At 61.9% G+C, this 26,506-nt stretch carries 25 protein-coding genes and 2 tRNA genes; 16 read left to right on the top strand and 11 right to left on the bottom strand.

The window, feature by feature from the left end:
* The first annotated feature begins 270 nt into the window (after positions 1-270).
* From BJP06_RS08695 to BJP06_RS08675, 5 genes are all read left to right on the top strand, one after another.
* Positions 271-2,289: a cytochrome c oxidase assembly protein gene (locus BJP06_RS08695; RefSeq protein WP_071573572.1), complete on the top strand. Its 2,019-nt coding sequence runs from the start codon at positions 271-273 to the stop codon at positions 2,287-2,289.
* A 134-nt stretch (positions 2,290-2,423) separates the two neighbouring features.
* A complete protein-coding gene (locus tag BJP06_RS08690; RefSeq protein ID WP_070478429.1) occupies positions 2,424-3,032 on the top strand; it encodes a single-stranded DNA-binding protein in 609 nt (202 codons plus the stop codon).
* Between the two features lie 106 nt (positions 3,033-3,138).
* Positions 3,139-4,809: an energy-dependent translational throttle protein EttA gene (gene ettA, locus BJP06_RS08685; RefSeq protein ID WP_071573571.1), complete on the top strand. Its 1,671-nt coding sequence runs from the start codon at positions 3,139-3,141 to the stop codon at positions 4,807-4,809.
* Positions 4,810-4,833: 24 nt separating this feature from the next.
* Positions 4,834-5,286, top strand: a complete 453-nt coding sequence (locus tag BJP06_RS08680) for a thioesterase family protein (protein ID WP_071573570.1) — start codon at positions 4,834-4,836, stop codon at positions 5,284-5,286.
* Entirely contained in the window at positions 5,287-5,925 is a 639-nt protein-coding gene (locus BJP06_RS08675) for a hypothetical protein (protein ID WP_071573569.1), read from the top strand.
* Here BJP06_RS08675 and BJP06_RS08670 read toward each other — a convergent pair.
* Both BJP06_RS08670 and BJP06_RS08665 read right to left on the bottom strand, forming a co-directional pair.
* Positions 5,914-6,336: a globin gene (locus BJP06_RS08670; protein WP_071573568.1), complete on the bottom strand. Its 423-nt coding sequence runs from the start codon at positions 6,334-6,336 to the stop codon at positions 5,914-5,916. The two genes, BJP06_RS08675 and BJP06_RS08670, sit on opposite strands and share 12 nt — an antisense overlap.
* Complete coding sequence (locus tag BJP06_RS08665; protein WP_071573567.1) at positions 6,320-7,303, bottom strand: mechanosensitive ion channel family protein; 984 nt, start codon at positions 7,301-7,303, stop codon at positions 6,320-6,322. The genes BJP06_RS08670 and BJP06_RS08665 overlap by 17 nt, the downstream gene beginning before the upstream one ends.
* Before the next feature lie 381 nt (positions 7,304-7,684).
* Between BJP06_RS08665 and BJP06_RS08660 the strand changes: the two genes are divergently transcribed.
* The gene (locus BJP06_RS08660) at positions 7,685-8,398 is read left to right on the top strand and encodes a GntR family transcriptional regulator (RefSeq protein ID WP_071573566.1); all 714 of its coding nucleotides are present in this window, start codon (positions 7,685-7,687) and stop codon (positions 8,396-8,398) included.
* A 3-nt stretch (positions 8,399-8,401) separates the two neighbouring features.
* Here BJP06_RS08660 and pepN read toward each other — a convergent pair whose 3' ends face one another.
* Positions 8,402-10,810 carry an aminopeptidase N gene (pepN, locus tag BJP06_RS08655; protein ID WP_071573596.1) on the bottom strand — a complete coding sequence of 803 codons (2,409 nt, stop codon included), beginning with the start codon at positions 10,808-10,810 and terminating at the stop codon, positions 8,402-8,404.
* A gap of 82 nt (positions 10,811-10,892) precedes the next feature.
* On the opposite strand from pepN, the gene BJP06_RS08650 reads away from it, so the two are divergent.
* Together BJP06_RS08650 and BJP06_RS08645 are read left to right on the top strand one after the other, a co-directional pair.
* On the top strand, positions 10,893-11,510 hold the full coding sequence (locus BJP06_RS08650) for a DsbA family protein (protein ID WP_071573565.1): 618 nt from the start codon (positions 10,893-10,895) through the stop codon (positions 11,508-11,510).
* 21 nt (positions 11,511-11,531) lie between these two features.
* Positions 11,532-11,996 carry a ribose-5-phosphate isomerase gene (locus BJP06_RS08645; protein WP_071573564.1) on the top strand — a complete coding sequence of 155 codons (465 nt, stop codon included), beginning with the start codon at positions 11,532-11,534 and terminating at the stop codon, positions 11,994-11,996.
* On the opposite strand, the gene BJP06_RS08640 is transcribed toward BJP06_RS08645, so the two are convergent.
* From BJP06_RS08640 to BJP06_RS08620, 5 genes are read right to left on the bottom strand one after another with little or no spacing between them, the layout of a single operon-like run.
* Entirely contained in the window at positions 11,993-12,826 is an 834-nt protein-coding gene (locus tag BJP06_RS08640; RefSeq protein WP_070362022.1) for an aldo/keto reductase, read from the bottom strand. The genes BJP06_RS08645 and BJP06_RS08640 overlap by 4 nt on opposite strands.
* A 10-nt stretch (positions 12,827-12,836) precedes the next feature.
* Complete coding sequence (locus BJP06_RS08635; RefSeq protein ID WP_071573563.1) at positions 12,837-14,255, bottom strand: cytochrome b/b6 domain-containing protein; 1,419 nt, start codon at positions 14,253-14,255, stop codon at positions 12,837-12,839.
* Complete coding sequence (locus BJP06_RS08630; protein WP_071573562.1) at positions 14,255-15,235, bottom strand: electron transfer flavoprotein subunit alpha/FixB family protein; 981 nt, start codon at positions 15,233-15,235, stop codon at positions 14,255-14,257. Before BJP06_RS08630 ends, BJP06_RS08635 begins: the two co-directional genes overlap by 1 nt.
* 23 nt (positions 15,236-15,258) lie before the next feature.
* Positions 15,259-16,038, bottom strand: a complete 780-nt coding sequence (locus BJP06_RS08625; protein WP_071573561.1) for an electron transfer flavoprotein subunit beta/FixA family protein — start codon at positions 16,036-16,038, stop codon at positions 15,259-15,261.
* 59 nt (positions 16,039-16,097) lie between these two features.
* The gene (locus BJP06_RS08620; protein ID WP_071573560.1) at positions 16,098-16,907 is read right to left on the bottom strand and encodes a hypothetical protein; all 810 of its coding nucleotides are present in this window, start codon (positions 16,905-16,907) and stop codon (positions 16,098-16,100) included.
* A gap of 152 nt (positions 16,908-17,059) precedes the next feature.
* Between BJP06_RS08620 and BJP06_RS08615 the strand changes: the two genes are divergently transcribed.
* The 6 genes from BJP06_RS08615 to BJP06_RS08590 all read left to right on the top strand — a co-directional run bounded on the left by BJP06_RS08615 (position 17,060) and on the right by BJP06_RS08590 (position 21,687).
* Positions 17,060-17,134 (top strand) — tRNA-Gly (locus tag BJP06_RS08615).
* Between the two features lie 149 nt (positions 17,135-17,283).
* Positions 17,284-17,357 (top strand) — tRNA-Pro (locus BJP06_RS08610).
* A 77-nt stretch (positions 17,358-17,434) separates the two neighbouring features.
* Entirely contained in the window at positions 17,435-18,787 is a 1,353-nt protein-coding gene (gene tig / locus BJP06_RS08605) for a trigger factor (protein ID WP_071573559.1), read from the top strand.
* 191 nt (positions 18,788-18,978) lie between these two features.
* The gene (locus BJP06_RS08600) at positions 18,979-19,560 is read left to right on the top strand and encodes an ATP-dependent Clp protease proteolytic subunit (protein ID WP_070362027.1); all 582 of its coding nucleotides are present in this window, start codon (positions 18,979-18,981) and stop codon (positions 19,558-19,560) included.
* A 20-nt stretch (positions 19,561-19,580) separates the two neighbouring features.
* Complete coding sequence (locus BJP06_RS08595; protein WP_070362028.1) at positions 19,581-20,201, top strand: ATP-dependent Clp protease proteolytic subunit; 621 nt, start codon at positions 19,581-19,583, stop codon at positions 20,199-20,201.
* Between the two features lie 190 nt (positions 20,202-20,391).
* Positions 20,392-21,687, top strand: coding sequence for an MFS transporter (locus BJP06_RS08590; protein WP_255365826.1), 1,296 nt, complete (start codon positions 20,392-20,394; stop codon positions 21,685-21,687).
* Here BJP06_RS08590 and BJP06_RS12135 read toward each other — a convergent pair.
* Both BJP06_RS12135 and BJP06_RS08580 read right to left on the bottom strand, forming a co-directional pair.
* Complete coding sequence (locus BJP06_RS12135; protein WP_177224295.1) at positions 21,684-22,271, bottom strand: hypothetical protein; 588 nt, start codon at positions 22,269-22,271, stop codon at positions 21,684-21,686. The two genes, BJP06_RS08590 and BJP06_RS12135, sit on opposite strands and share 4 nt — an antisense overlap.
* Before the next feature lie 49 nt (positions 22,272-22,320).
* Positions 22,321-23,130: an alpha/beta fold hydrolase gene (locus BJP06_RS08580; protein WP_255365825.1), complete on the bottom strand. Its 810-nt coding sequence runs from the start codon at positions 23,128-23,130 to the stop codon at positions 22,321-22,323.
* 87 nt (positions 23,131-23,217) lie between these two features.
* On the opposite strand from BJP06_RS08580, the gene clpX reads away from it, so the two are divergent.
* Positions 23,218-24,495, top strand: a complete 1,278-nt coding sequence (clpX, locus tag BJP06_RS08575) for an ATP-dependent Clp protease ATP-binding subunit ClpX (protein ID WP_070362031.1) — start codon at positions 23,218-23,220, stop codon at positions 24,493-24,495.
* A 16-nt stretch (positions 24,496-24,511) separates the two neighbouring features.
* Here clpX and BJP06_RS08570 read toward each other — a convergent pair whose 3' ends face one another.
* Positions 24,512-25,309, bottom strand: a complete 798-nt coding sequence (locus tag BJP06_RS08570) for a TetR family transcriptional regulator (protein ID WP_083433253.1) — start codon at positions 25,307-25,309, stop codon at positions 24,512-24,514.
* 193 nt (positions 25,310-25,502) lie between these two features.
* On the opposite strand from BJP06_RS08570, the gene BJP06_RS08565 reads away from it, so the two are divergent.
* Positions 25,503-26,489, top strand: a complete 987-nt coding sequence (locus BJP06_RS08565; protein WP_070362033.1) for a malate dehydrogenase — start codon at positions 25,503-25,505, stop codon at positions 26,487-26,489.
* Positions 26,490-26,506 lie beyond the last annotated feature (17 nt).

Here is a 26,506-nt window from a genome sequence, read left to right as displayed (position 1 = left end):
AGTGTCCGTGCGGCGGACAGATTAAGTGGTTGGTTTTCTCAAACGGCTGATGAACGTGCTGCCGCGGACATGGTGTTGCATGCAGGTTGTCCGCGGCGCGGAATCGGCGAATGGTGGATGGCAGCGTTCTTTTAAGTGAACTGTCCCCGACAGGTCCGAGTCCTGGTGGGGCAGAGCAAGAAGCTATTGCTCACACTAGTGACGTGGAGGGGGAGAAGTGGGCGTCGAAAAACTTGGGAACAGGCAGATTTCGAACGTAGGGTAGTGAGCATGTCAAATGCGCAGGTTGCCTCAAAGTCGGCGGTGAAAGCGGCGTTTCCGCTGTATCTTGCGGCGGGGCTCGTCGCGGCGCTCATCGCCGGGGTGATTTCGGAGATGTTCGCGGGCGCCTCGCTCGCAGCGTTGGGTATCCCGGATCCGGGAGCTGTGACGACGTTCGGCCTGCCGGCCCTACGCGGCGCCGCATGGGTGCTGGCCGCGCTGGCTGCCGGGTCCTACCTCTTTTCTGCGTGGTTGCTGCCGCCGAAGCAGACGGGCGCTGACCTCAACGGCGCGCGCCTGACCGTCGACGGGGTGATTGCTTCCCGGACGGGGGCGGCATCATCCGCGGGGTTGGCGCTGATCGGTGTGGTGATGGTGCCGCTGGTGCTTTCCGACGTCTCAGGCCAGCCGTTGAGCACCGTAATGTTTGAGGTCGACGCCTGGGCCCTAGCGCTGGACAAGGTTGCTGACGCCCGCGTCTGGCTCATTGTCGCGGCGATCGCGGCGTGTGTGTCCGTGGCGGGGTATCGGGTGTCGTGTTGGTGGTCGCAGGTGGCGTTATTCATCGGCTCGTTGTTGGCGATTATGCCGCTGGCGCTGACTGGTCACTCCGCGACCGGTGGCGACCACGACTTCGGCACGAACTCCTTCATCTGGCACCTGGTATTCCTGCTGGTGTGGGTTGGTGCCCTGATGGCGCTGGTGGCGCACGGTTTCAGGTTGGGGCCGGACTTGGCGCCAGCGGTGCGCAGATACTCGCGCATCGCGTTGTTCGCCTTCGTAGCGATGGCGGTGTCGGGCGTGATTAACGGTGCGATCCGCGTGCACCTGGACGACATCACCCGCTACGCCTACGGCTGGGTGCTGGTGGGCAAGCTGGTCGGCATCCTGCTGCTTGGTTTGATGGGGTACGCACACCGCGAGCGGACGATTCCGGCGCTTGAGGCGGAGGGGCCGTCGCAACGCAGAGCGTTCGTACGGCTCGGCGCGGTGGAAGTGCTGGTGATGGCCGCTGTGACCGGCCTAGCGGTGACGCTCGGGCGCACTCCGCCGCCACCGCCGCGGGACCCGAACCTCACCCCGATGCAGATCCAGATGGGCTACAACCTCGAGGACCCACTGACCTGGTCGAACTGGGTCGGGCTGTGGCGATTCGAGCTGCTCTACAGCGTGATCGCGATCCTGCTGGCCGTCTACTACCTGCACCTGACGCGCCGGGTGAGCGGATGGTCCAAGGGGCGCACGGCGTGGTGGCTGCTGGGTTGCGCGACCGTCGTAGTCACGATGTGCTCCGGCATTGGGCTGCACATGCCGGCCTCTTACTCGGCGCACATGACGGTCCACATGATCCTGTCGATGGGTGTGCCGGTGTTCCTCGTGCTGGGCGCGCCGCTGACGCTCATTATCGACGCCTACCCGTCCGGCGAGTTCAACCCCCGGCTGTGGGCGGAGTCCTTCCAGCGCAGTAAGTTCCTGCGCATCGTGACGTACCCGCCGGTGTCCGCGGTGCAGTTCCTGGTGTTCTTCTACGTCATGTACGTGTTCACTGATCTCTACGAACTGATGATTTCGGAGCACGCCGGCCACGTCATCATGAATGCGGTGTTCCTGGTGTCGGGCTACTTCTACTTCTGGGAGCTCATCGGCCCGGACTACATCGAGGGGCGCGTGACGGCGAAGACGCGCCTGCTGTGGCTGTGGATCTCCATGCCGGTGCACCTCTTTATGGGCGTGTACCTCATGCAGCTCAACACCGTGATGGGCGAGGAGTTCTACCGTTCGCTGCTCCTGCCGTGGGACCCGGATCTGCTGGCGGACCAGAAGGTGGGCGGCGGTATCGCCTGGGCGTCGGGCTCGTTCCCGCTGGTTATCGTGTTCGGTGTGCTGTTCATCCTGTGGTGGCGCGAGGACCGCGCAGAAACCGCAGAGGTCGACCGCATCGCGGACGAGACTGACGACGCCGAGTGGCGCGCCTACAACGAAATGCTCGCACAGTACACGTCGGATACCCCGCAGCACAAGGGCTAATCGACGATTCCCTGGGATCTGTGGAATTCCAAAAATCAATCCACAGGCTGCAAGGCCGCATCCTTTCTTTTCTGTTTCTGCACTGGAAAGCTCCGAGTTGTACCAGTTCAGCAAACAATTGAAAGGACACAACAATGAGCCAGATGAACGTCACCGTATGCGGAAACTTGACGGCAGCACCGTACTTTAAGTGGTTCCCGGCGTCGGGAAACTCGGTGTGCAAGATGCGCATCGCGTCCTCCCGCAGGCGGCGCACGGGCGAGCAGGACAACCAAGGCCGCGACATTTGGGAGGACACGGACCAGCTCTACATCGACGTCGAGTGTTGGAACCAGCTCGCCATCAACGCGCGCACCTCACTGTTCCGTGGCGCGCCGGTGATGGTCTCCGGACGGTTGGTCACGGAGACCTGGGTGGAAACTAACGACGCCGGTGAGAAGCTCAACCGGTACCGCACCGTGCTGAAAGCGGACAAGGTCGCGTTCGAGCTCGGCATGCACCAGATCTCCTCCTGGAAGATCACCGAGAACGGCCACACACTCGAGGGCCAGCCTGCGGTGAAGATCAAGACGGCGGTCGACTTCATGACGGAAGAGGAGCGCGAGTTCTACTTCGAGCAAATGAAGATGCAGGCGTCGGACTCGGCGGCGGCTACGGAACCACAACCGCAGTCGCCTGAACTCGAGCCGGTAGCTGTGGGTGCTGGCAGCGGCGAAAGTGACGACGGCCCCGCGCCGTTCTGACGCCCGCGGTTGCGCTCTCGCTCGGCGCTGGGGAAGCGCACGTTCACCTTTCGCTGATGTACCCTGTGAAACGATGTATGTCCGCTTCAGTTAAAGGGGTTTTTACGTGGCTGAGTTCATCTACACGATGAAAAACGTTCGCAGGGCCATCGGTGACAAGGTCATTTTGGACAATGTCACCATGGCCTTTTATCCCGGCGCCAAGATTGGTGTCGTTGGGCCAAACGGCGCAGGTAAGTCCTCGCTACTCAAGATCATGGCGGGGATTGACCAGCCAAACAACGGCGAAGCATTCCTGGATCCCGGCGCAACGGTCGGCATCCTCCTGCAGGAGCCACCGCTGAACGAGGAGAAGACCGTTCGAGAGAACGTCGAAGAGGGCCTCGGCGACATCTTCGAGAAGAAGCAGCGCTTCGAAGAAATCGCTGAAGAGATGGCGACGAACTACACCGACGAGCTCATGGAAGAAATGGGCAAACTCCAGGAGGAGCTCGACGCCGCTGACGCCTGGGAGGTCGATTCCAAGATTGAGCAGGCGATGGAAGCACTGCGCTGCCCGCCGTCCGATAGCCCGGTGACCAAGCTTTCCGGTGGTGAGCGCCGCCGCGTCGCGCTGGCGAAGCTGCTGCTGTCCGAACCGGACCTGCTGCTGCTCGACGAGCCAACGAACCACCTGGACGCCGAGTCCGTCCTGTGGCTGGAGAAGCACCTGCAGTCCTACCCGGGCGCAGTTCTGGCGATTACCCACGACCGCTACTTCCTGGACAACGTGGCCGAGTGGATCTGTGAGGTCGACCGCGGCAAGCTCTACCCATACGAGGGCAACTACTCCACCTACCTGGAGAAGAAGGCCGAGCGCCTCGAGGTTGCTGGCAAGAAGGACCAGAAACTGCAGAAGCGTCTGAAGAACGAGCTCGAGTGGGTACGATCCTCGCCGAAGGCGCGCCAGGCGAAGAACAAAGCGCGTCTGGAACGCTACGAGGAAATGGCTGCCGAGGCAGAGCAGTACAAGAAGCTGGACTTCGAAGAAATCCAGATCCCGACGCCTCCACGCCTGGGCAACAAGGTCGTCGAGGTCGAGCACCTGGACAAGGGCTTCGACGGCCGCGTCCTGATCAAGGACCTGTCCTTCACGCTGCCGCGCAACGGCATCGTGGGCGTGATCGGCCCGAACGGTGTGGGTAAGTCCACCCTGTTCAAGACCATCGTTGGGCTGGAAGAGCCAGACGCAGGCACCGTCGTGGTCGGTGAGACCGTGAAGCTGTCCTACGTCGACCAGAACCGCGAAAACATCGACCCGGAAAAGACGGTGTGGGAAGTAGTCTCGGACGGCCTCGACTACATCGTGGTCGGCCAGAACGAAATGCCGTCGCGGGCCTACCTCTCGGCGTTCGGTTTCAAGGGCGCTGACCAGCAGAAGCCGTCCAAGGTGCTCTCCGGTGGTGAGCGTAACCGCCTGAACCTGGCGCTGACGCTGAAGCAGGGCGGCAACCTGATCCTGCTCGACGAGCCGACCAACGACTTGGACGTCGAAACCCTTGGCTCGCTTGAGAATGCGCTGCAAAAGTTCCCAGGTTGCGCTGTCGTGATTTCGCACGACCGCTGGTTCCTGGACCGCACCTGTACCCACATCCTCGCCTGGGAAGGCAACGTTGAGGAAGGCAAGTGGTACTGGTTCGAGGGCAACTTCGGCGACTACGAGAAGAACAAGGTTGAGCGCCTCGGTGAGGAAGCGGCGAAGCCATCGCGCGTCACGCACCGCAAGCTCAGCCGCTAACAGTGGAAAAGGTAGGAATTGGCTATGTCGGAACAGAATATGCGCGGCAGGATTCACACGCACTCCATCTCGCTGAGGTGGAACGATTTTGACCGGTACGGCCATGTGACAAACTCGGCTTACATCGAGATCGCGCAGCAGGCGCGACTCGCGTTTGCCCAGGAGTTCTTCGAGTCTCAGGGGTACGAGTTTGTGGTGTTCGTTCGGCGCATCGAGGCGGACTACGTTCGCCCGGTGCTGCCGAACACGCAGGCAGTGACCGTTGATACGCAGGTGATCCACCTCGGCAACACGTCGTTTACGACGCGTCAGGAGATCAAGGACGCACAAGGCAGCGTCTGTTGTGTGATTGATTGCGTACAGGTCACCGTGGATAAGCGGACGGCGAGCCCGCGAGCAATCACCTCGCAGGAGCTCGGCATCCTTGCCCGCGCCTACACAACGCTCGACGGTGACGACGAGCTGGGGCAGGCATAGGTGGCTACCACCGAAACGCTGACTGTTGAGCAGGGGGAGCGCGGACTGCGCGCCCTGCTGCAGCGCGCCCTCGCACTCCAGGATGACGCCTACGCACGGTTCCAGCGAGTCGGGGAACACGACGTCGACGTCTTTGTCACCACCCCGTTCGACTGCGTCGCCTCGCGCCGGGTCCGCGGAACTATCTCCCGCGACGGTGCGGTGGTGCCTGCGCGCCGGGTTCTCGAGGCACTCGAAACTGCGACGGGAACACTTGGCGCGGCGCAGGATCAGAACTGGCCTGGGGCACTGCCACCGGCGCAAGGGTTCACGCTGCGCGAAGAGGTGCCGATTGCGACCGCGCGCCAGCTCGCCGACGAAGGCCGCAACCTTGCGCGCCAATTCGCGGGCCCGCTCGGCCCGCCAGTCTCGCTCCTGGATGGCGTCGTCATCACCGTCGACGCAGATGAGCGTGGTCCGAAGCTCGAAATCCCTATGCGCGCGGTGTTTACCTGCACCTCGCTCGGGCTCATCCCCGGGTTCGAAGCCCCGGTCGAGGTGCCTCGCTACCTGCGGATTTCAAGCGCCGGCAGGTGGGTGCGTATCGACGCCCCCTTCGGCACCGTCTACCACAGCAAGTCGCTGAGCCTATTCGTATGACCGCGGGCCCTGGTTGATCATCATGTACGCGACCCGCTGCATGTGATTCCACAGGGCATCGCGGTATGGCTGGGGCAAGGTGGCGTCGTCAAACTCGGCGACGGCCTTGCCCATCAGCTCGAGCCAGCGGTCCGCTTCGGCTTCCCGGATTGCGAACGGGAAGTGTCGGCGGCGCAGCATCGGGTTGCCGCGGCGCTCTTGGTAGGTGCGCGGGCCGCCCCAGTATTGGGAGAGGAACCAGCGCAGGCGTGATTCGGCGCCTTCCCAATCATCGTCGGGGTACATCGGCCCGATGAGGTCGTCTTCCTTGACCTGGGCATAGAAGCGTTGGACGAGCGTGCGGAAGAATTCCTCGCCGCCGACGGCCTCGTAGAGCGTCTGCTCCGCTTCGCTCTTATTGCTGATCTGCATTGTTGTTTTCGCCTCCAGGGGTGTGGTCCAAGTGTCGGATATAGGTCGGTTCCGTGCCAGGCAGCGGCACGCCGTTCGCGTGGAGTGCCTCGAGGATAACCGCAGTCATAAAACGGGAGACGCCCCACTGCTCGCCGGGCAGCGTATTGACCATCACGCGCAGAGTCGCGCACTCTGGGTCGAACTTGGAAATACCCAGCATGGTCGCCTCGCCGACGAGCTTATCCGCGATCTCGGGGCGCGTTACTGCGTCCTGCATCGCGGCCTCGACGACGCTGGCTGCCTGATCTGGGTCCGCCTGGATGGAAACCGGGATTTCGAGGCGGGCAACGGAGTAGACGTCGCTCTGGTTGCCCAGCAGATCAATATCGCCGTTTCGGACGTACCACAGTGTGCCGTCAATATCGCGCACGGTGGTGATACGCATCGTGACGTGCTCGACGGTGCCTTCGATACCGTTGACGGCGATGACATCGCCGACACCGTACTGGTTTTCCAGCAGCATGAAGATGCCGCTGAGGAAGTCCTTCACCAGCGACTGCGCGCCGAAGCCGAGGGCGACGCCCACAACGCCTGCAGAGGCGACGAGTGGTGCAACATTGACCCCGAGCTGGTCCAGCACCGCAAGCACCGCCCACACCCAGATGACGATGGCTGCCGCGGAGCGCCCGACGTTCGCCAGCGTGAGAATGCGCTGCTGACGTCGTTGCTCCTGCGAGCGAGAGTGGGCAGTATCTGGCTCTGAAGCGCCAGCGCGGCGCCGTAACGGTAGGGCACTACCCGGGGAATTGATGGCATTGTTCGCCGCTTTCGTGATGACTCTGCGCACCACGAGATGCAGCACGAGTGCAATTGCAAGGATGAGCAGGATCCACAGTGGGCGGGTGACAAAAATGTCCCGTGTGGCTGGATCGTTCCACCACGATGTGACGGAGTCGACGGCTTCGTCGACATCTGGAACGCTCACGGATTTGGCTAAGACTGATGGAGATAACTGCGTAATAGAAAACATTGTGCTCTAGTTTACGCGCTACGTTTCGAGTGGCTGTCGAGCACCCGGTTTACCGCAAATGGGGGTGTTCGCAGTGGCTTGGGCGATGTTGGCATTGGCGTTGGAGATTCCTGAATTTGGCACGTCGATAGGGTTCAACTGAAAGTATGACTTTGCCATTTGTGGCCGCATCAAGTGTCGCGCATTTTGCTCAAATTTATTGTTAGGTACTTTTATGGTCCAATGAACTATATTAGAAACAACTGAGATTTTGGTGTTGTACCTTTTGGCGTCACACCTGGAGTTATGGGCGGGCGGCAGTGAACCTAAACGCAGCCGCAAAAATAGGAGGAATTTATGGCGAAAAAGCCAGCGTATGTAGCGATTGCTGACGCTCTGCGGAGCCAGATCGAATCGCGCGAGCTCGAACCCGGCGACAAGCTACCCCCAGAACGCGAACTTGTAGACATGTACGGGGTGGCACGCATGACCGTGCGCCATGCACTGGACCTATTGCAACTCGAGGGAATTATTGAGCGTAAGCGTGGCCGCACCGGTGGCACATTCGTTCGCGCGCTACCTCCGATCATCGACTTGACGGGCAAGGTATCGCTGACGGAGCAGTTTATCGCGCATGGTCTGGACGTCTCTTCCGAACTGATTTCGGAGACCGCTGCGCCCGCACCGCAGATCGTCGTCTCTGCATTCGGCGTAGACTCCCGCGATAAGTTGCTCACCAGCGAGCTCGTTCACTTTGCCAACGGTAACCCGGTGTTCGCTGAAACCACGTACGTTCGTCCCGGTTATGAGTCCAAGTACAGCCGTAGCTCCGTCGACTACGCACGTGGCCAGCGTACCGACCTGGGTGGCGTGACTCCTCACCTGCGCCGCGAGGACATCCTGTTCCCGGCCAACCCGACCGATAAGGAGCGCGAGAGCCTCTCCTTGGCGGCGAACACCCCGGTGCACCGCATCACGCGCAAGCTCTTTGAGGGTGACACGCTGGTCATGTTCGCCTCTATCGTGGCTCGCACGGATGCGGCGCAGATCCGCATCGTCGAGGAGCTCTAGCCTCTAGCGCAGCGTTTTCGCTGCGCCTTCCGCGCCTGCGTCGCCAACACGGTTGCGCAGCGCGCGCTCCACGCGGGCCTTACCCTCCGAAACGATGCGGCGCAGGCCCGCCGGAATGTCCTCCCGCGCAAGGAGCGCCTCGGCGCGCTCGACTGTAGCAATCGAAATATCCCACAGCGGGAACAGGCCCTCGAGCGTGTTCTGAGCCATCTCGTTGGTCAGTTTGTCCCACAGCTCTGGCGCGATCTCGAAGTAGCGCTCGGCCAAGCCGTCCATGCCTTCGGAGGTGAAGGTGAGGCCGTCGATAAGGAAGCGCACCTCGAGGTTTGTGCGTGTACCGCTGACGATCTCATCCCACGCCCACTGTTTGTTCGTGACGGCGTCGATGCGCAGGCGCGACAGCGCACCCTCGGAGGACGGATCCTCCTCGTTCTTGGCGGTCTTGGCCAGCATGGCGCCGCCTGCGACAAGGTTCGTGAGCACGAGCCAGCGAATCTCCTGGTTATCCAGCGACTGTAGGAGTTCGTGGAAGTACGTCGTGTTCTGCTTCGAAGGCTGCAGGCGGGCGAGCGCGCGCTGGTAGATACCTGCAGGCTCCTGGCCGCGGAATGCCTCGCTGAGCATGTAGAAGCCGGTGCGCTGCCAGGACCATGCCACGTACTGCTTGACCGCCAGCGTCGCCTGCGCGAGGAGGCGCTCCTGCACACTCGGTTGGTCTTCGAGGCGGCTGAAGTTGGCCACAGCCATCACAAACTTGCGCGCTGGCAGCAGCGTGTCGCGGACGGCCTCCCACAGGGATGACCAGCACAGGGTGCGCGCAAGCGGGTTCTCGATCTGCCCGATGTGCTCCAGCACGAACTCGGTGTGTTCCGGCGTGAGGCGCATCTTGCAGTAGGTGAGGTCCTCGTCGTTGACCAACGCGAGATCGTGGTCGATGCCGGCGAGCTCGGGAACCTCGGTGCGCGCCCCCTCGATATCGACGTTCACGTGGTGGGTGCGCACGACCTTGTCGCCGTCAAGCTTGTACAGCCCGATGCCGACCCGGTGGGTGCGCAGTACGTCGGACTCTTGCACGACTGCGAAGGAATCCTCGGTGATTTCAGGGCGAAGGGTGGACACACCGGTGGTGCGCAGCCACTGCTGGGACCACTCGCTCAAATCGCGGCCCGACGACTTCTCCAACGCGCCTAGCAGATCGTCGAAGGTAGCGTTGCTGAACTTGTGGTTGTTGAAGTGATCGCGCACGCCCGCGAAGAACTCGTCGCGGCCAACGTATGCGTGCAGCTGCTTCAGCACGGACGCGCCCTTGGCGTAGGTGATGCCGTCGAAGTTCTGCTCGGCGGTCTCAATGTCCGGGGCGTCAGCGGCGATCGGGTGGGTCGTCGGCAGCTGATCTTGCTGGTAGGCCCATGCCTTCTCGACGGCCGCGAACGTCGTCCACGCATTCGGGTACTCGCCGATTTCAGTCTGGGCAATGGCCGCGGACCAGGTCGCGAAGGACTCGTTGAGCCACAAGTCGTCCCACCACTGCATCGTGACGAGGTCGCCGAACCACATGTGCGCCATCTCGTGCAGGATCGTGTCGTTGCGGCGCTCGAGGCGATACGGGGTTGGCTCGGAAGTAAAGACGTACTCATCGCGGAAGGTCACCGCGCCGGCGTTCTCCATTGCGCCCATGTTGTACTCGGGGCAGAAAATCTGGTCGTACTTGCCAAACGGGTACGCAATCGCAAAATTCTTGTGGTAGTACGCGAAGCCGTCTTTCGTCTGGCGGAACAAGCGTTCTGCGTCGAGGTGCTCCATGAGTGAGGCGCGGGCAAAGATGCGAAGCGGGATACGCTTCAGATCGTCGACGTACTCGTCTTCGACGAACTCGTACTCGCCGGCGCAGATTGCCACCAGGTACGTCGACAGTGGGTAATCAATGGTGCAGGACCACACGTTGCCCTCACGGGTTGCCTCCTCGTTGAGTACGACCGTGTAGGCCTCTGGCGCGTCGACGGCAATCTTATACGTGGCCTTGATATCCGGCTGGTCGAAGCAGGCAAACACCTTCATCGCCATCGCGGGTTCGAACTGGGTGTAGAGGTAATCCTTGTTGTCCACCGGGTCGACGAACTTGTGCAGGCCTTCACCAGTGTGGTTGTAGGTAATGGTGGCGTCGACAACTAAGGTGTGCTCGCCCTCGGTGAGCGTGAGGGTGCGGCCGTCGACGGGGGTGCCGTCGAGCGTTGCGGAGAACTCGTCGGCGACCAGGTCGAAGAACGTCTCGCCTGCGCCCGAGCGGAACGTGACCGTGGTGGTCGACGTGAACTGCTCTGCTCCGTTGACATCGAGCGCAATATCGTAATGGACATCTGAGATAAGTTGTGCGCGAAATTGTGCGTCGCTGCGCTTGAGGTTTGTCTTCATGTCCTCCAACATACTCGCCGTACCTGTGTGTTTTTCGCTATGGTGGCTGCATAATTTCCGGAACGAATGGAGGAATGATTCTGTGACTGCACCAGTTACCTTTTGGTTCGACGTAAGCTGCCCATTTTGCTGGCTCACTTCGCGCTGGATGAAGGAAGTAGAAAAGGTCCGCGACATCACGGTCGAGTGGGTGCCGATGTCACTGTCCATTCTTAACGACGGCCGCGACATCCCCGCCGACTACGCCAAGATGATGGAGGCTAACTGGGGTCCCGCGCGCGTGTTCGCAGCGGTGAAGCGCGACCACCCAGAGAAGATCGACGCTCTCTACACCGCGATGGGCACCGCCATTCACGCCGGGGAGCAGGGCGGCAAGAAGGGCTACGGTGCCTACGATGAGATCATCGCGGCAGCGCTCAAAGAGGTAGGGCTCGACGCCAGCTACGCTGACCTTGCCAACACCAATGAGATGGACGAGTTGCTGGGCACCTACCACCAGGGCGCGATGGACGCCGTCGGTGACGAGGTAGGCACCCCGGTGGTCAAGCTAGGAGACACCGCATTCTTTGGGCCGGTCATCACCCGCGTCCCAACGGGTGAGGAGGCAGGCAAGCTTTTCGACGCCTCCCTGGCACTGAGCGAATACCCCTACTTCTTCGAACTGAAGCGTTCCCGCACGGAACCGCCGCAGGTGAGCTAGCAGGAAGGTAGGGTAGAGCGCATGCGAATTTACCTTGGGGCAGATCATGCCGGTTTCGAACGAAAGAATCAGATTAAGGCCCACCTGGAAAAGCAGGGCCACGAAGTCATCGACTGTGGTGCGCACGAGTATGACGCCCTCGACGACTACCCGGCGTATTGCATCGCCGCAGCTGAGCGGACGGTAGCGGACGAAGGCTCCCTCGGCATCGTGCTGGGCGGCTCTGGCAATGGTGAGCAGATCGCCGCGAACAAGGTGAAGGGCGCTCGCTGCGCCTTGGCGTGGTCTGAGGAGACCGCGCGCCTGGCACGCGAGCACAACAACGCGCAGCTCATCGGTATCGGTGGGCGCATGCACACCGAGGAAGAAGCGCTGAAGATCGTCGACGCGTTCATTGGTCAGGAGTGGAGCAACGAGGAGCGCCACCAGCGCCGCATCGACATCCTGTCCAAGTACGAGGAGACGGGCGAAGCCCCGGCTATCTAGCCCAGTTCTTCGTAGTCCGCGGGGTGCGGGCCGTGGCGCCCAAACTCCTCCTCGTCGAGCGCGACGATGGCGGACATTTCTTCGGGGCTGAGCGTGAAGTCGAAAATGTCCATGTTTTCACGCATCCGCTCCGCGGACGTGGTCTTGGGGAACACGATCACGTCGTTTTGTAGATGCCAGCGCAGCACCACCTGCGCTGGCGTTTTGCCGTGTGCCTCGGCGGCGTCAGTAATTTCGGGGAAGTCCGTGAGGTCGTAGGCGCCGCCACCGAGCGGAGCCCAGCCCTCGATTGCGATATTGTGCACACGCATCGCGTCGAGCTCTTTCCAGTTCTGGAACAGCGGGTGCAGCTCAACCTGGTTAACCACGGGGGTGACGTCGGTGTGCATCTCAATCTGCTCAATGTGCTCTGGCAGGAAGTTTGAGACGCCGATGGAGGTCGTGAGTTTAGCCTCGCGGAGTCCAATGAGGGATTTCCACGCATCCACGTATGCGCCCTGTCCGGGCAGAGGCCAGTGAATGAGGTAAAGATCCACGTGGTCAAGACCGAGTTTCTCTAGCGACTCCTCGAGCGCCGCCGGGGCATCGTGGTGGCGGTTGTTCCACAGCTTCGTGGTGATGTACAGCTCCTCGCGCGGGATCCCCGACTTCGCGATTGCCTTGCCGACGCCCTCTTCGTTCCCATAAATGTGGGCGGTGTCGAAGTGCCTGTAACCTGCCTCCAGCGCTTCGCTGACCAACCGCTCGGCCTCCTGCGGATCTACGCGGTGGAGGCCGTAGCCGAGCTGGGGGATTGATGTGCCGTCGTGAAGCGCAAACATGGGTACCATGCGCTTTACTTTAGCGGCTTGTCACCTTGCCAGTCGCTTGCGCCACCGGGGCTACCAGTGCGGGGCGAGCCAGCCTGCACACCACCGCGATCACGGCTGCCGCAACGAGGAACACGATGACGCCAGTCCAGCTCGTACCGTACACGTCTGGGTCGACGTCGCCGGAGGCAGCGAACATCGCGTTCATGTTCCTGCGCAGACCCGTGGTGAGCACCAGGAAGACGTGTACCACGGTGAACAGGACGAAGAACAGCATGGTGGGGAAGTGAATAGCGCGTGCAGCCTTCAGCGAGAAGAAGGACCAGGACTTCGGCCACCACTCGCTCATGCGAGCGCCGGAGAGGATCGCCAGCGGGGCAGCGATGAACACCACCGCAAAGTACGACAGCTCCTGCAGCGCGTTGTAGTGCACCCACGGGTTCTCCGTCGGCCAGTCCAGGCTGAGGTACTGGATCCCCGCGGAGACCGCTTGCGGGATGACCTCCCAGCTCGTGGGCACGATTCGCATCCACTGGCCAGTGGCGAACAGGACGATGTAGAACGCCACGCCGAGCGCCACCCACAGCACGTCAATAGTGAGGTGCAGCCACAGGGTAAGAGAAATCTTCTTCTTGGGGTTTGTGCGCGGCGCCCAATACGCTTCGGGTTTGCGCTCGTGGCGCACGGTCATACCAGTCTTGATGATGAGCGCCATGAACAGCATGTTGAAGAAGTGCGACCACCCCAACCATGCGGGCAGCCCAACAGGTGCGCCTTCCGGCAGGGGCTGCTGGCCGGTGTAGCGCTCGATGAAGCTGCTGCCCGTCGGGGTGCTGACGAACCAGCGCGCCACCAAGACCGCGACTACGAACGCAGCGAGCAGCGCGACGCCACCGTACGCCCACCAGCGACGCGATGGAGTTTGAGTCGGCGCAGGCACGGGCTGTGCCGCCAACTTCGGCCGCTCGGGCTGTGCTAGCTGCGGCGAGGACTCGACTGCCGCTACCTGTTCCGGTGCCTGTTCTGCAGTCTGCGCCGCTGCGCCGTAGAGCGGAGGAACCGCCACAGCGGGGTCCTCTGGGACGTCGACACTGGCGACAGGCGGGAACGGGCCAGCCCCGGCAGTACGTGGAAGGCCCTGGCGCACGGCGACCGTGGTGAGCGGGCCAGCTGGTTGCTCTGCAGCCGCTGGGAACACCTGCTGCACGGCAGGGTCCGCAGCGACTGCGACCGAGTCGGTAGGAGGCCATGGCTGGCCGCTCGGGATACGAGGCAGGCCGCGACGGAGGGGCGTCGATAGGCCTTCGGGTTGTGCTGGGGCCGGAGCCGCTTGAGCGCCGACCAGATCACCGGTTACGGCCGGGTCGGGTTCGAGCGCGACCTCATCAACTGGTGGCCACGGCTGGCCGCTCGCTACGCGGGGCAGGCCACGACGAAGGTGCACCTGCATTACTCGGACGCCTCCGTGCCGCGGCGAGCTGCGATCTGCTCGATGAGTTCCGGCACCACGTCGAAGAGATCGCCAATGATGCCGAAGTCCGCGATATCGAACAGCGGAGCGTCCTCATCGTTGTTGATCGCGATGATGGTGTCGGCTGTCTGCATGCCCACGAGGTGCTGCACAGCGCCGGAAATGCCGATGCCGATGTAGAGCTTCGGGCTGACCACGATGCCGGTCTGCCCAATCTGGGCGTCGTGGCTGATTTGGTCCTCGTCCGCAGCGGAGCGGGTCGCGCCGACTGCGGCGCCGAGCTCGTCGGCAAGCCCGCCCACGAGCTGCTCGAACATGTCCGCGTCACCCAAAGCAACGCCTCCTGCAACCACGCGATCTGCGGTGAGCAGCTCCGGGCGCGTCGAGGTGCGCACCACCGGTGTCACCGAAGTCACCGTCGCGGCGCGCGTCCCGGAGGCAGTGACGTCCAACTCGTGAACCTCGGGCGCGGTGGCGTCCGCACGGCGATCGATCGCGCCGATGCGCACCGTAATAATTGGCGCCGAGTGGGTCGCTGCAGCGGTTGCGGTGTAGGCGCCGCCGTAGTTCTCGTGGTCCGTCACAATGCCCTGGTCGTCTCGGCGGACATCAATCGCGTCGGTGAGCAGGGCCTTGCCCTTGCGCACGGCCAGGCGCGACGCGACGTCGCGGCCGCGGACGGAGTGGGCGAGGATCACGGCTGCCGGGTCGATGGCGTTGAACGCGGCCTCGGCGGCGTCGACAAGTGGGACTGCCTGCTGCTGCGCGTCAACGTTAGTGGTCAGCACCACGGCTGCGCCGAGCTCGCCGAGCGCTTCGGTGTGTGCAGGGTTGGTGGTCAGCACCACCGGGGTACCCAGAGGCGCGGCTGCGCCGATGAGTTCGACGGCGGTGGAGTCGAGCTGGTCGTCGTGCGTCGCATCGAGCACGACCAAAACTGTGCGGGGGGAGGTTGCCATGTCAGTATCCTTCGTTCGGCGGGTTAGATGTAGTGCTTCTCTGCAAGGAAGTCGACCAGCTGGCCCACAGCGTTCGGGCCGTAGTCAATGATCTCGCCGCGCTCACGCGCAGGACGCTTTTCGACGTCCACCATGATCGCCCGCGGCCGTGCGAAATCCTCCGCGTCGACACCGAGCTCCGCCAGCGTCAGCGTGTGCAGTTCCTTCTTCTTTGCCGCCATCAGACCCTTGAAGTTTGGGAAGCGGGCATCAGGGTACTCGTCCGAGACCGCGACCAGCGCCGGGAGCTGCGCCTCCAGGGTGAGCGTGGCGTGATCGCTGACCTGCGTCGCGGTCAACGTGTCGTTGCTGAGCGTGACCTCGGTCGCGTTGGCGATGGCGGGCCAGCCGAGCATCTCTGCGAGCAGCCCACCCATGACGCCGCCACCGCCGTCAGAGGACGCGGTACCGAGCACAACCAGGTCGTAGTCCTTGTTGCGCAGTGCCGCCGCGAGCACTTCTGCCGTCAGCGTCACGTCCGCGCCGAGGAGCGCGTCGTCGGCAATGATGTAGGCATCATCCGCGCCCATCGCAATGCCCTTGCGCACGCTGGCATGCGCTGTTTCTGGCCCTACCGTAATGAGGTCGACGATGGTTTCCTCGTCGCCGCGGGCCTCCTTGAGTCGCATCGCGGCTTCGACGGCGCGTTCGCAGACCTCGTCAGCGACGACATCACCAGAGCGATCGGTCAGGCCGGTTTCCAGATTCAGGTCGCGGTCGCCGTACGTATCCGGGACTTCCTTGAGCAACACTGCAATGTTCACGAAACGCTCCTTATACGGTGGGGTGCTAAACGGTAGGCATTCTAGCGCACTGGCCTGGACTAAAAGTCAAATCCCCCGAAGTCGAAGCCACCGCCATCCCCAAAGAGGCCGCCGTCACCGAACAGGCCCTCGCCGCCGACGTCGCCCATATCGCCCATCTCCCCGGCATCGCCGATGTCTCCAGCATCTCCCATATCGCCGAAGTCGCCTGCGCCGGCGTCCCCGAAGTCACCCGCTGCGAAGGCCTCAGGCGATGGCGTGCCGGCCATGCCTGCGAACATCGCGGAGTAGAACATCATCGAGCTCGCAGCCCACATGCCAGTCATCATCGCTGGAGCCCACCAGGCGGTGGAGTACCAGCCGGCCGGTACTGGACGGCCGGCGACAACGCCGCCAGGGTAGTAGTTTGGGGTGCGCTCAGAAGCGTACGGGGATGCGGTGACGGTGGTGCCGTCTTCCTGGCGGATCGTTCGCTCCTCGGTCACCCGGCCCGCGCGACGCTGGCCTTCCAGTTCCGGAAGCTCTGGGCCCGCGGGCATGCCCATGATTTCGCGCGCTGCGTTGACATAGTGCAGCCCCTCCAGGGCAGATTCGCGAGCGAGCATGGCCTGCTTCGGTGTGGTCGCCTGGCCCAGCGCGCCACTTGCTGCGTTGTAGCGTTCAGAGGCGTCGGCCATCGCCTGGGTCGAAGCGGCGTCGGTGCCGGAAATAGTAAGGACTTGGGAGCCAAGTCGCTCTGTCCAGCGGCGTGCGTCCGCAATCGCGTCCTCGAACTGGAGCTGTTCGCGCTGGTTGGTCGCGCCATTCTGGCGGCTCTTTATCAGGTACACCGCGGCGCCAACGATAGCGAGGATCAAAATGAGGTTCATAGTGAGGCAAAGCTCCTTCGGGATCGGCCACAAATTATCAGTACTTACAACGTGCAACGCACGTGGTTGGGAGAAAGTTCCACGCTAAGCGGGTGGTTTTGTCTCAAAGTGGGCGGTGGGTTACACTTGCGCCCATCACCTTTTGGTGAAGTGGGAATGTCGTATAGTGGCTAATACCTCAGCCTTCCAAGCTGAAGACGCGGGTTCGATTCCCGTCATTCCCTCCAAATGTTTAAGCGGAAGACGCGGTTGCACGAGATGTGTAGCCGCGTTTTTGTTTCTGTGAATATAGCCCAAAAGTAGTGTTGTCCTGTGGATTTGCGTATTGCTCTGGGGCATGGTTATAGTTGCCAACGTCGCAATGAGCAATCATTCGCGGGGCGTGGCGCAGTTTGGTAGCGCACCTGCTTTGGGAGCAGGGGGTCGCAGGTTCAAATCCTGTCGCCCCGACATCAACAAGCCCGCTAGAAATAGCGGGCTTGTTTACATATCCGTACAATTTACCCGATTAATTACAGGAGTAATCCGTGAAGACTTCCGTCGACAAGCTCAGTGAGACTCGTGTCAAGTTGGACGTCAGCGTTCCTTTCGATGAGCTCGGCAAGGAAATCGACCAGGCGTACAAGTCAATTGCGCAGCAGGTCAACATTCCTGGCTTCCGTCGCGGTAAGGCTCCTCGCCAGCTGATCGACGCCCGCTTCGGCCGTGGCCCGATCCTGGAGCAGGTTGTCAACGACATGCTGCCAACCCGCTACGAGAAGGCTGTCCTGGAAAATGGCCTGAACCCGATCGGTCAGCCAGAGATCAACATCACCAAGATCGAGGACAACGACGTCGTCGAGTTCACCGCTGAGGTCGACGTTCGCCCAGAGATTACTGTCCCTGACTTCTCCAAGATTGACGTCACTGTTCCGGCCCTCGAGGTCAGCGACGAGGACGTCGACAAGGAGATCGACCAGCTCCGCGAGCGCTTCGGCGAGCTCAAGGACACCAAGCGCAAGATGAAGACCGACGACTTCGCAGTCATCGACCTGCACGCTGAGGTTGACGGCGAGAAGGTTGAGGAGGCTTCCACTGAGGGCCTGACCTACCAGATCGGCTCGGACGACCTGATCAAGGGCCTCGACACCGCGCTGCGCGGCATGAAGACCGGCGAGGACAACGAGTTCACAGCGACGATCGAGTTCGGCGAGCACAAGGGCAAGGAAGCCACCATCAAGGTACACGTCCAGCAGTCGAAGGAGCGCAAGCTTCCTGACTTTGACGACGAGTTCGCTCAGATGGCCTCCGAGTTCGACACCGCTGAGGAGCTGCGTGAATCCACCAAGGAGCAGCTCGCTGAGGACAAGAAGACCCAGCAGGCAGCTGACATCCGCGACGAGGTACTGAAGGCAGCGCTCGAGGAGACGAAGTTCGAGCTTCCGAAGTCCATCGTGGAGGAGCAGGAGCACAACATGCTCCACCAGATGCTCGGCCAGCTGGCACACGACGAGGCTGCTGTCGCACAGTTCCTCGAGGCACAGGGCATGACCCGCGAGGAGTTCGACAAGAAGAACCACGAGCAGGCTGAGTCCGCTGTCCGTACCCAGCTGTTCCTGGACGCTGTTGCTGACCAGGAGGAGCCTGAGGTTTCCCAGCAGGAGATGACCGACCACATCCTGTTCACCGCGCAGTCCTACGGCATGGACCCGAACCAGTTCGTGGCGCAGCTGCAGCAGGCAGGCCAGATCGGTAACCTCTTCGCAGACGTCCGCCGCGGCAAGGCACTCGCTACCGCGATCTGCCGCGTGTCCGTGAAGGACGACAAGGGCGAGACCGTCGACCCGAACGAATACTTCGGTGAGGTTGAAGAGGAAGAAGCAGAGGCTTCCGAAGACTAAATCGTGAGTTGAAACGCCCCGGCGATGCGCACGCGTTGCGCCTACGCCGGGGCGTTTCGCCATTCACTACGGGTTCACAACGTACGTGTACGCCATCAGCGAACAACCCCGTGCAAAGTGGACTATCGGAGTAGGGTGGTGGCATTGTTGACGCTACATAAAAGAGTTTGAACCACGAAGGAGCCATTTTTATGACATCCCCATCGCAGGGCATGAACTTGGGTGATTCTGTCTATGAGCGCCTGCTGCGCGAGCGCATTATTTTCTTGGGCCAGCAGGTTGACGACGAAATTGCGAACAAGCTGTGCGCGCAGATCTTGCTGCTGTCCGCGGAGGATCCAACTCGCGACATTTCGCTGTACATTAACTCCCCGGGTGGTTCCGTGACTGCCGGCATGGCGATTTATGACACGATGAAGTACTCGCCGTGCGATATTGCTACGTACGGCATGGGCTTGGCGGCGTCGATGGGGCAGTTCCTGCTTTCCGGCGGCACGAAAGGCAAGCGTTACGCGCTTCCGCACGCTCGGATTATGATGCACCAGCCGTCCGCAGGCGTTGGCGGTACTGCTGCCGACATTGCTATTCAGGCTGAGCAGTTCGCTGCGACGAAGCGCGAGATGGCCCAGCTTATCGCTGAGCATACCGGCCAGACTTTTGAGCAGATTACGAAGGACTCCGACCGTGACCGTTGGTTCACGGCCCAAGAGGCGATGGAGTACGGCATCGTGGACCACGTTATTGAGAGCGCTCAGGGCTCGATCAGCAACTAAGTAGACAGGAGAATTTACGTATGTCTTTCCAAATGCCTTCCTCCCGCTACGTGCTGCCACAGTTCTTGGAGGAGACTTCCTTCGGCACGAAGCAGATCGACCCATACGGCAAGCTTTTCGAGGAGCGCATCGTCTTCCTGGGCACCCAGGTCGATGACACTTCCGCGAATGACATCATGGCGCAGCTGCTGGTGCTGGAGTCTCAGGACCCGGACCGCGACATCACGATGTACATTAACTCGCCGGGTGGCTCGTTTACCGCGCTGATGGCGATTTACGACACGATGCAGTACGTCCGCCCGGACGTGCAAACGGTGTGCCTCGGCCAGGCTGCGTCCGCTGCGGCGGTCATCCTTGCCGCAGGTGCGCCGGGGAAGCGCGCTGCGCTGCCGAACTCGCGGGTGCTGATCCACCAGCCCGCGACGCAGGGTACCCAGGGCCAGGTTTCTGACCTCGAGATCCAGGCCAATGAGATCGAGCGCATGCGTCGCCTGATGGAGGACACACTCGCGCACCACACCGGTCGCACTGCGGAGCAGGTCCGTATTGATACGGATCGCGACAAGATCCTTACCGCGCAGGAAGCTGTCGAGTACGGCATCATCGACCAGGTCTTTGATTACCGCAAGCTGAACGGCTAACTTCTGATCGCTTGTCGACGCCACCACGGGTAACCGGGTGGCGTCTTTTTGTGTGCTTGACCAAACGTGAATAAAAGGACGCGAATAGACAGACCGTGCGGTACATTCTTCACACATCTGCGAAAACACGACACGTGAAGATAAAGGAAAGACCGCGGTGGATATTAGAACCTCCATTAACACTCGGCCGATGAGCCCGTACCAGTGGCTGATCATTGCCGTCATTACCTATTTGAACGCCCTTGACGGCTATGACCTCGTCGCAACCGCATTTGCGGCGCCGCACCTGGCGGAGGAGTTCGCGATCGGCTCGTCCCTGCTGGGTTGGGTGCTGTCGGCGGCGCTGCTCGGCGTTGGTGTCGGCGCGGCGGTCTTTGGGCCTGCGGGGGATCGATGGGGGCGTCGAAACGTGATTCTTGTGGCGCTGCTGATTGATACCGTGGGCCTGCTCCTGTCGGGCTTCGCGGGGAGTACCGCGGCGTTTATCGCGTGGCGCTTCGTCACTGGTGTGGGCGTGGGCGGCGTGCTCGCGTGCGTGACGGTGCTGGTCAGTGAGTATTCTAACGACCGGTTCCGTGGGCTGGCGATGGCGGTCTACGCGTCGGGGTACGGCGTTGGAGCGACGCTGTGCGGCGTGCTGGCGTCCAAGGTTGTGGAGAGCCACGGCTGGCACTGGATCTTCTTCGTGGGCGCGGCTCTGTCTGCCGTGGCGCTGGTGCTTGCAACGGCGTTGCTGCCGGAGTCGGTGGACGTGCTCGCAAGCCGTGGTGACGCTGCGCGCGTTGAGCGTATCGCACGCCGTATTGGACACGGGGGAGCAGTGGTTCCGGCCCAGACGAGCGCCCCGGCTTCCGCCTCGGGCGCCCTGCGCGCAATCGTCTCCCCAGTATGGCTGTCGACGACTGTACGGATCTGGATTGCATTCTCGCTGATCAGCTTTGGTTTTGCCTTTGCTAATTCCTGGACGCCCAAGTTGCTCAACGAACTGGGACTGTCCGCGCAGCAGGGTATTTTCGGCGGCATCATGATCGCGTTCGGCGGCACGATCGGCTCGCTGATCTTCGGAGTGATTACCACGCGTGTTGACGCCCGCGTGCTGCTCATCGCCTTCGCCATCGGTGGCGCGGGCGCGTTGGTGGCCTTCATCTTCTCCGCGGGCGCGTCGTTGGTGGCGTTCCCGCTGGGCGTACTGGTTGGTATGTTGCTGAACGCGTGTGTTACCGGCATGTACACCGTGACTCCGGCGTCCTACCCGACGCACTTGCGGGCGACCGGCGTTGGAGTGGCGTTGGCTGTGGGGCGAGTTGGTTCGGTCTGCGGACCACTGCTCATCGGCTACCTCGCCGAGGCCGGGCTGGGGCCACGTGGGCTCTACATCGTTGCGGCAGGCGTGTTCGTGTTGAGTGCGGTCGCCCTGGTAGGCCTGCGTGCGCCGGCCGCGAAGCCGGTCGTCGTCGAGAAGCCAGCGGAGGTACTGCAGGCTTAAGGGCAGTACGGGACCGCGTCGCGCACCGCGGCCGGCGCGGAGGCGAAGTCCTTACGGTCCCAGCAGGCGTTGCCTTCGTGCTCGCCGACGGGGTCAACGGATGCCCAAGAGTTGCCGTTGGAGGCCCAGAAGTACTCCTGGCCGTTCGGCATCACGGTGCGGGCCCAGTCGCCGTCGCAGAAGGTGCTGTATTCGTCGCTCGCTGACTGCTGGCCTTGCTTCGGCCACGCGCACGCTGCGCCGTTCTGAGGGGCGGGCTCGGCAGGCTGTACTGGCGCGGGCTCGTCGCTGTCATCATCGCTAGAGGAGGCAGAAGAGCTCGACTTTTTCGAAGAACTCGAGGAGCTAGACGAGCTTGAGCTCTTCTTCGAGGTACTCGTCGATGTCTTTGTCGAGGTGGACGTCTCGGTCTCGGTCGCGTCCTCGTCATCATCGTCGGGCGCCGGGCTTGTCGACGTCTCCTTCGCCGGGAACGAGATCTCAGGCTCCGCCAAACGATCCTCCGGCGACGAGTTACACCCGGCCAACAGCGTCGTGCACGTCAAGAGTGCGGCAAGCACAAGTTTGGGCCGGGTGTTCATCACTAGGGGATCCTTTCTGACAGACTTCTGCGTCTAGCGTAGCCGACAAATCTTAGCCCAAAAACTTCAGCAGCGCTTCATTGAACGGAGCAGGGTTCTCGATGGGCACCTGGTGCGAGCCCGGCTCAATGACCACAGACTCCACGGGGCCTGCGACGCCGTCGGCGATTTCGGCCAGTTTGTCCGGGCCGGTACCGGCGTCGCCGGCGGCCGCGATGGTCAGCACTGGGCAGGTGATCTGATCCAGGTGGGAAGCGAAGTCCCACTTTGCCAAGGCATCGCCGTTTTGGGCGTAACCCTCGGGGTCGATGGCGCTGACCATGTCGTGGATGCGCTCGACTTCCCCTGGGTGGGCGTCGATAAATGCTGGGGTGAACCAGTTAGGAATGAGCATGTCGGCGATGGGGCCCATGCCTTCCTCCCGTGCGATGCGCGTGCGCTCGTCCCACTGCTCATTGCCACCGAGGTAAGTCGCGGTGCAAGCGAAGACTGCCTTCTCCACGCGCCCGCTGTACGCCGCAAGATACTGCGCAATGGCGCCGCCGAGGGAGAGGCCGACAACGCTGAAGCGGTCGACCCCCTCACGGTTGAGCGCGCTCAAGATATCCTGCGCAAGCAGCTTCACGGTTGCGGAACCGGGAGCCACCTGGGCGACGTCGGAGTCGCCGTGCCCGCGATGATCGACCGCGATGACACGGTGGTGCTTCGCCAGCTCAGGAATCTGCTTCGACCAGGATTCGTGCGTCGTCGCGATGGAGGAGACGAGCACCACGGTGCTGGTGTTGTCTTTATTGCCGTATTCCACAGTATGTATATGCGTCATGCGCTCCATTGTGCCCTTGATCGCCACGATGCGCGACAACGTGCGAGAGTGTGTGAGTTTGACGTACCCGCTAAGCTCTAAGGTCAACCCTTAGGCGAGACGAAGAAGCTGGAGTCCAACGCATCTATGGCAACATCCCAAAACACCTCAAACCTGTTGAAGTGCTCCTTTTGCGGCAAGACGCAGAAGCAGGTTCGCAAGCTTATTGCCGGTGGCGGAGTCTACATTTGTGATGAGTGCATCGAACTGTGCAACGAAATCATCGAGGAAGAACTCGGCGGGGCGCAGGCTGAGCAGGATGAGGCTGCGGATCGGCTGCCGAAGCCAAGTGAGATCACCAAGTTTTTGGACCAGTACGTCATCGGGCAGGACTCGGCGAAGCGCACGCTCGCGGTGGCGGTGTACAACCACTACAAACGCATCCGAGCGGAGTCGGAGAATGTAACGAACCGCAAGCGTGATGAGGAAGTGGAAATCGCGAAGTCGAATATTTTGCTGCTGGGGCCGACGGGCTCCGGCAAGACGTACCTCGCGCAGTCGCTTGCCAGGATGCTCAACGTGCCATTCGCAATTGCCGACGCCACCAGTCTCACCGAGGCGGGGTACGTCGGAGAGGACGTCGAAAACATCTTGCTGAAGTTGCTGCAGGCCGCGGACTTCGACGTTAACCGGGCGCAGCACGGCATCATCTACGTCGACGAGGTAGACAAGATCTCCCGCAAGTCCGAGAACCCCTCGATTACCCGCGACGTGTCCGGCGAAGGCGTGCAGCAGGCACTGCTGAAAATCCTGGAGGGCACCGTCGCGTCCGTGCCGCCGCAGGGCGGGCGCAAGCACCCGAACCAGGAGTTCATCCAGATTGATACGACGAACATCCTGTTCATCGTCGCCGGTGCGTTCGCGGGCTTGGACAAGGTGATTGCGGAGCGCGTGGGCAAGAAGGGCATCGGCTTCGGGGCGGAGATTGACTCGAAGCAGGAGCGCGACGAAGCCAACATGCTGGCGCAGGTGCAGCCGGGTGACCTGGTGAAGTTCGGCCTCATCCCTGAGTTCATTGGGCGCCTGCCGATCATTGCGAACGTGGAGAACCTCGACCGCGACGCCATGGTGCGCGTACTCACCGAGCCTAAGAACTCACTGGTGAAGCAGTACAGCCGCCTCTTTTCGATGGACGGCGCCCAGCTCACGCTCACCGAGGACGCCCTCGAGGAGATCGCGGACCGCGCTGCCGAGCGCAACACTGGCGCCCGTGGCCTGCGCGCCATCATGGAAGAAGTGCTCGTGCCCATCATGTACGACCTGCCCGACCGCGAGAACGTCAGCGAAGTCGTCATCAACGGCGACGTGGTGCGGGGCGCTGCAGAGCCGCAGTTCGTGGAAGCGGAAGGGCAGCGCTCGGCGTAAGGCTGCCGAGTCGCAGCTAGTAGATGTCGTAGAGGTCGTCGCTGGCGCCGGTGCCTTCGCTGTCCGGCAGGGGAGTGGCCTCGAGGTAGCTTTCGTAGCCCGAGGGCGCGATGTTGGACGTCAAAAACGCCAGCACGGTATCAATAACCATGCGCCGCATCCCTTCGACGTTCCGCGGCTCGTCGAGGTCGAGGTGGCTCGTAATTATCGACGCCGCGTTGCCCGATACCCGCAGCGTGCTTAGCGCCGTGAGCAGGGCGAGTACGTCATCGGCGGAGATCCCCGGCCGGAAGGCGCCGGCGTCTTGGCCCACGAGCAGGAGGCGCTCGACGTGCAGCGTGATCTCGCTGCGGCCGTGCACAATGTCCGCCGAGGCGTCCTCGAGGACCGGCTCGAGCCGCTCACGAATGAGCAGCTGAACTGCCTCAGGGTTGTCCTGGAAGGAGTGGAACATGCTGTCTACGAAGCGGCGCATGCCATCAACTGGGACTGCGTAGGAGCGCTGCAGGATCTCTTCGGGTGGAGCCAGGCGGTCGAGCGCGCGCCTGATCGTTTTTGCGTAGAGGCCCTTTTTGTCGCTGAAGTGGTAATGGATCATCCTCTTCGACATGCCGGTTTCCTTTGCGATGGCACCCAGCTTTGTTTGGGAGAAGCCGCCGCGGGCGAACATATCGAGGGCGATGTCAACAACACTGTCGATTTCTGCGTTGATATCTGGTTCAGGTGCTTTGATACTCGCCGAGGTGGGGTCGGTGGGGAAATCCATCGTTGTATCCGCTCCTGATTTACTACGCATGCGTGAATGTTGGCTCATTGGTGACATCTACTTTTCTCTATGATGCCCCCATTTGAGAATTTGCACCGTGTAAAACGGGAATTTGTTTGCCTTACTATGCCTTTTAGGCCTAAAGGGGGGAGGGTATGCACGATTTCGGGGGTAGTGTGTCGGTTGTACTACCTATACTTTGAATGTCAGGTACCGCACTCTATTGACCCGAGGTTTTTCTATGTCACACCATTCTTCCACTCCCGTTAAAGTCGTTGTCACCGGCGCAGCAGGCAACATCGCGTACTCCCTGCTGTGGCGTATTGCCTCCGGCGATGTCTTCGGTGCGGATCAGCCGGTCGAGCTGACGTTGCTAGAGATCCCGGCAGCTGTCCGCGCGGCGGAGGGTACCGCGATGGAGCTGCACGACTCTGCCTTCCCACTGGTGACTGGCATCAACGTTTCCGATGACCAGTTCAAGGCGTTCGAGGGCGCAAACGCCGCGTTCCTGGTTGGCGCGAAGCCACGCGGTAAGGGGGAGTCCCGCGCGGACATGCTCACCGCGAACGGCAAGATCTTCGTCGAGCAGGGCAAGGCCATCAACGCTGGCGCTGCGGACGATATCCGGGTGCTCGTCGTGGGCAACCCGGCGAACACCAACGCGCGTATCGCTGCGAAGGCCGCGGCGGATGTCCCTGCCGAGCGCTTCAACGCCTTGATGCGACTGGACCAGAATCGCGCACTGTCCATGCTGGGCCAGAAGCTGGAGGTGCCGTCGTCGACAATTGAAAAGATGGTGGTGTGGGGCAACCACTCGGATACTCAGTTCCCGGATGTGACCTTCGCTGAGGTCGGCGGCGAGAAGATTGCCGACAAGCTAGACCGCGATTGGTACGTCGACGAGTTCATCCCGCGCGTTGCCAAGCGCGGCGGAGAGATCATCGAGGTTCGCGGTAAGTCCTCGGCGGCCTCGGCTGCTTCGGCGGCAGTTGACCACATGCGTGACTGGGTCAACGGCACCGACGGCAAGTGGACGACGGCAGCGCTGCCTTCCACCGGCCAGTACGGTGTCGAGGAGGGGCTGCTTTTCGGCTTCCCGGTGATCGGCCGCGATGGCAAGTGGGAGGTCGTCGAGGGGCTGGAGATCAGCGACTTCCAGCGCGAGCGCATCGACAAGAACGTCGAAGCGATGCGCGGCGAGTGGGAGATTGCGTCCAAGCTTTTCTAACCGGTCGCGCCTACCGG

The sequence above is a fragment of the Corynebacterium sp. NML120713 genome (assembly GCF_001875735.1).
In the GTDB taxonomy this organism is placed as follows: domain Bacteria; phylum Actinomycetota; class Actinomycetes; order Mycobacteriales; family Mycobacteriaceae; genus Corynebacterium; species Corynebacterium pseudogenitalium.
The sequence above is the reverse complement of the archived record's forward strand: the minus strand, read 5'-3'. Positions and strand labels throughout refer to the sequence as shown.

Excerpts from the sequence above, each read along its gene's own strand:
- BJP06_RS08695 (WP_071573572.1), top strand. The coding sequence starts at position 271 with ATGTCAAATGCGCAGGTTGCCTCAAAGTCGGCGGTGAAAGCGGCGTTT.
- BJP06_RS08690 (WP_070478429.1), top strand. The coding sequence starts at position 2,424 with ATGAGCCAGATGAACGTCACCGTATGCGGAAACTTGACGGCAGCACCG.
- BJP06_RS08680 (WP_071573570.1), top strand. The coding sequence starts at position 4,834 with ATGTCGGAACAGAATATGCGCGGCAGGATTCACACGCACTCCATCTCG.
- BJP06_RS08670 (WP_071573568.1), bottom strand. The coding sequence starts at position 6,336 with ATGCAGATCAGCAATAAGAGCGAAGCGGAGCAGACGCTCTACGAGGCC.
- BJP06_RS08660 (WP_071573566.1), top strand. The coding sequence starts at position 7,685 with ATGGCGAAAAAGCCAGCGTATGTAGCGATTGCTGACGCTCTGCGGAGC.
- pepN (WP_071573596.1), bottom strand. The coding sequence starts at position 10,810 with ATGAAGACAAACCTCAAGCGCAGCGACGCACAATTTCGCGCACAACTT.
- BJP06_RS08645 (WP_071573564.1), top strand. The coding sequence starts at position 11,532 with ATGCGAATTTACCTTGGGGCAGATCATGCCGGTTTCGAACGAAAGAAT.
- BJP06_RS08640 (WP_070362022.1), bottom strand. The coding sequence starts at position 12,826 with ATGGTACCCATGTTTGCGCTTCACGACGGCACATCAATCCCCCAGCTC.
- BJP06_RS08635 (WP_071573563.1), bottom strand. The coding sequence starts at position 14,255 with ATGCAGGTGCACCTTCGTCGTGGCCTGCCCCGCGTAGCGAGCGGCCAG.
- BJP06_RS08630 (WP_071573562.1), bottom strand. The coding sequence starts at position 15,235 with ATGGCAACCTCCCCCCGCACAGTTTTGGTCGTGCTCGATGCGACGCAC.
- BJP06_RS08620 (WP_071573560.1), bottom strand. The coding sequence starts at position 16,907 with ATGAACCTCATTTTGATCCTCGCTATCGTTGGCGCCGCGGTGTACCTG.
- BJP06_RS08600 (WP_070362027.1), top strand. The coding sequence starts at position 18,979 with ATGACATCCCCATCGCAGGGCATGAACTTGGGTGATTCTGTCTATGAG.
- BJP06_RS08595 (WP_070362028.1), top strand. The coding sequence starts at position 19,581 with ATGTCTTTCCAAATGCCTTCCTCCCGCTACGTGCTGCCACAGTTCTTG.
- BJP06_RS08590 (WP_255365826.1), top strand. The coding sequence starts at position 20,392 with ATGAGCCCGTACCAGTGGCTGATCATTGCCGTCATTACCTATTTGAAC.
- clpX (WP_070362031.1), top strand. The coding sequence starts at position 23,218 with ATGGCAACATCCCAAAACACCTCAAACCTGTTGAAGTGCTCCTTTTGC.
- BJP06_RS08570 (WP_083433253.1), bottom strand. The coding sequence starts at position 25,309 with ATGAGCCAACATTCACGCATGCGTAGTAAATCAGGAGCGGATACAACG.
- BJP06_RS08565 (WP_070362033.1), top strand. The coding sequence starts at position 25,503 with ATGTCACACCATTCTTCCACTCCCGTTAAAGTCGTTGTCACCGGCGCA.